Here is a 2,351-nt window from a genome sequence, read left to right as displayed (position 1 = left end):
GAGCGCCTGCTCACCGGTCTGGGTGCGGCCGCCTCCGACGAGCTCCGCGCCGTGGTCGCCTTGCGCGTCGACGAGCTGATCGGCTTCCAGAACGAGGCCTACGCGGCCGACTACGTCCGCCGGGTCGAGGACCTGCGCGCGGCCGAGGCCCGCCAGGACGGTCCGGCCGGCGCACCCGGGGAGCGACTCACCCTCGCCGTGGCCAGGAACCTGCACAAGCTCATGGCGTACAAGGACGAGTACGAGGTCGCCCGGCTGGCCGTCGACCCGGAGTTCGCCGCGCAGCTCACCGAGGAGTGGGGCGAGGGCGCCGTCCCCAGACTCCGACTGCATCCACCGGCGCTGCGGGCGATGGGGATGAAGCGGAAGATCTCGATCGGGCCGAAGGCCCTGCCCGCGATGAAGGCGCTGGCGAGGATGAAGCGCCTGCGCGGCACCCCGCTCGACGTCTTCGGATACGCCCACGTCCGCAGGGTGGAACGCGAGCTCCTTTCCGAGTACCGCGAGCTGGTCGACCGACTCACCGCCGACGTGCAGCGCACGGGCCCCGTCGGTAGGGACGCCGCCTGGCACGACACCGCCGTCGCGCTGGCTGACCTGCCCGACATGGTGCGCGGATACGAGCACGTCAAGCTCGAGAACGTGGAGCGCTACCGCGAGGAGCTCACCCGGCTGCTCGGCGCGCTCACGAGCGCAGAGCCGCCGACGCCATCGCGGTGAGGACCCGCCGCAGTTCGGTCTCGGCCATCGAGGGCAACCGCGGACTGGAGTTGAGCAGTCCGAACACCGCGTGGACGTGGGCCCGCGCGTCCACGGCGGGCAGTTCCGGGCGCAGTCGCACGAGCGCGTCGACCCACATCTCGGCGTACTCGCGCTGGAGACTGCGCACCTCGTGCCGGGGACCGGCCGGAAGGGCGCCGAGGTCACGGAACTGGACGCTGATGAGATCCGGTTCGGTCGCCACGAAGTCCACGTGGACACCCAACAGCGCGTCCAGCACCTCGGTCGGGTCCCCGCCCCGCTCCACCGCGGCGCGTCCCCCGTCGCGGAGTCGACGCGAGATGTCGAGAAGCATCTCGGCGAGCACGTCCTCCTTGGAGGAGAAGTACCGGTACATGCCGGGCCCCGAGATGCCCACCTCGGCACCGATGTCGTCCAGGCGCACCGCGTGGAAGCCCCGCCGTGCCATGAGCCGGGCCGCCGCGACGAGGATCTCGTCGCGGCGTCGGGCCTTTGCCTGCGCTCGTGGGGTGAGTGCCACGGCCTCCTGCTGATCCATCTGCGACCTCGGTACCGTCGAACTCAGTGGAAGAAGTGCCGGGCGCCGGTGAAGTACATCGTGATCCCGGCCTTCTCGGCTGCCTCGATCACCTCGGCGTCCCGGACGGACCCGCCCGGCTGGACCACCGCGCGCACGCCGGCCTGGGCGAGCACCTCGAGCCCGTCGGCGAACGGGAAGAACGCGTCCGACGCCGCCACGGCCCCGGTCACCCGCTCCCCCGCGCGCTGCACCGCGAGCCGCGCCGAGTCGACCCGGTTGACCTGACCCATGCCCACGCCGACGGTGGCACCGGACTGAACCAGCAGGATGGCGTTGGACTTGACCGCCCGGCAGGCACGCCACGCGAACAGCAGGTCGCGCAGGGTCTGCTCGTCGGCGTCGTCGCCGCACGCCTTGGTCCAGCCCTCGGTCACGTCCCCGTCGGCGTCCAGCGAGTCGCGCTGCTGGACCAGCACGCCGCCCGAGATCTGCTTGCGCTCGAGTTCCCCCTGCGCCGGCGGGTTCGCCTCGAGGATCCGGATGTTCTTCTTCCGCTGCAGGATCTCCACGGCGCCGTCGGCGTAGGAGGGCGCGATGATCACCTCGGTGAAGATCTCGGCCACCTGCTCGGCCATCTCCAGGGTCACCTCACGGTTGGCGGCGATCACCCCGCCGAACGCACTGACGGGATCGCACTCGTGGGCGGCGCGGTGGGCCGCGGCGATGTCGGCGTCGATCGCGATGCCGCAGGGGTTCGCGTGCTTGATGATCGCCACGCACGGCTCGGCGTGGTCGAAGGCGGACCGCCAGGCGGCGTCGCCGTCCACGTAGTTGTTGTAGCTCATCTCCTTGCCGTGCAGCTGCTCGGCCTGGGCCAGTCCGGGTGCGGCGGCGGAGTCCGTGTACAGGGCCGCGCCCTGGTGCGGGTTCTCGCCGTAGCGCAGGGTGGCGGCCAGGTCGAGACTCTGCCCCTGCCACACCGGGAAGCCCTCGGCGCCGTCCTGGGCGGGGGTCGCGGTCTGCTCCGTCATCCAGGTGGCCACCGCGACGTCGTAGGCGCCGGTGTGGCGGAAGGCGGCGGCGGCGAGCC

General features: G+C 71.8%; 3 protein-coding genes. 1 reads left to right on the top strand and 2 read right to left on the bottom strand.

Translation table 11 applies throughout. The features are described 5' to 3' along the window. Positions 1-720: DUF6537 domain-containing protein (locus tag G6027_RS15855; protein WP_346995772.1), on the top strand; the 720-nt coding region annotated here is incomplete at its 5' end. On the opposite strand, the gene G6027_RS15850 is transcribed toward G6027_RS15855, so the two are convergent. After that, entirely contained in the window at positions 686-1,279 is a 594-nt protein-coding gene (locus tag G6027_RS15850; RefSeq protein ID WP_182638005.1) for a TetR/AcrR family transcriptional regulator, read from the bottom strand. The genes G6027_RS15855 and G6027_RS15850 overlap by 35 nt on opposite strands. 23 nt (positions 1,280-1,302) lie before the next feature. Next, a partial coding sequence (gene purH / locus G6027_RS15845) for a bifunctional phosphoribosylaminoimidazolecarboxamide formyltransferase/IMP cyclohydrolase (protein ID WP_182638004.1) occupies positions 1,303-2,351 on the bottom strand: 1,049 nt, incomplete at its 5' end.

Source organism: Dietzia sp. SLG310A2-38A2, from assembly GCF_014145095.1.
Taxonomy (GTDB): Bacteria; Actinomycetota; Actinomycetes; order Mycobacteriales; family Mycobacteriaceae; genus Dietzia.
Note: the sequence above shows the minus strand (reverse complement) of the source record. Positions and strands in the feature narration are given on the sequence as shown.

What these genes read in the sequence shown, in the direction of transcription:
- G6027_RS15850 (WP_182638005.1), bottom strand. Translation starts at nt 1,279, where the DNA reads ATGGATCAGCAGGAGGCCGTGGCACTCACCCCACGAGCGCAGGCAAAG.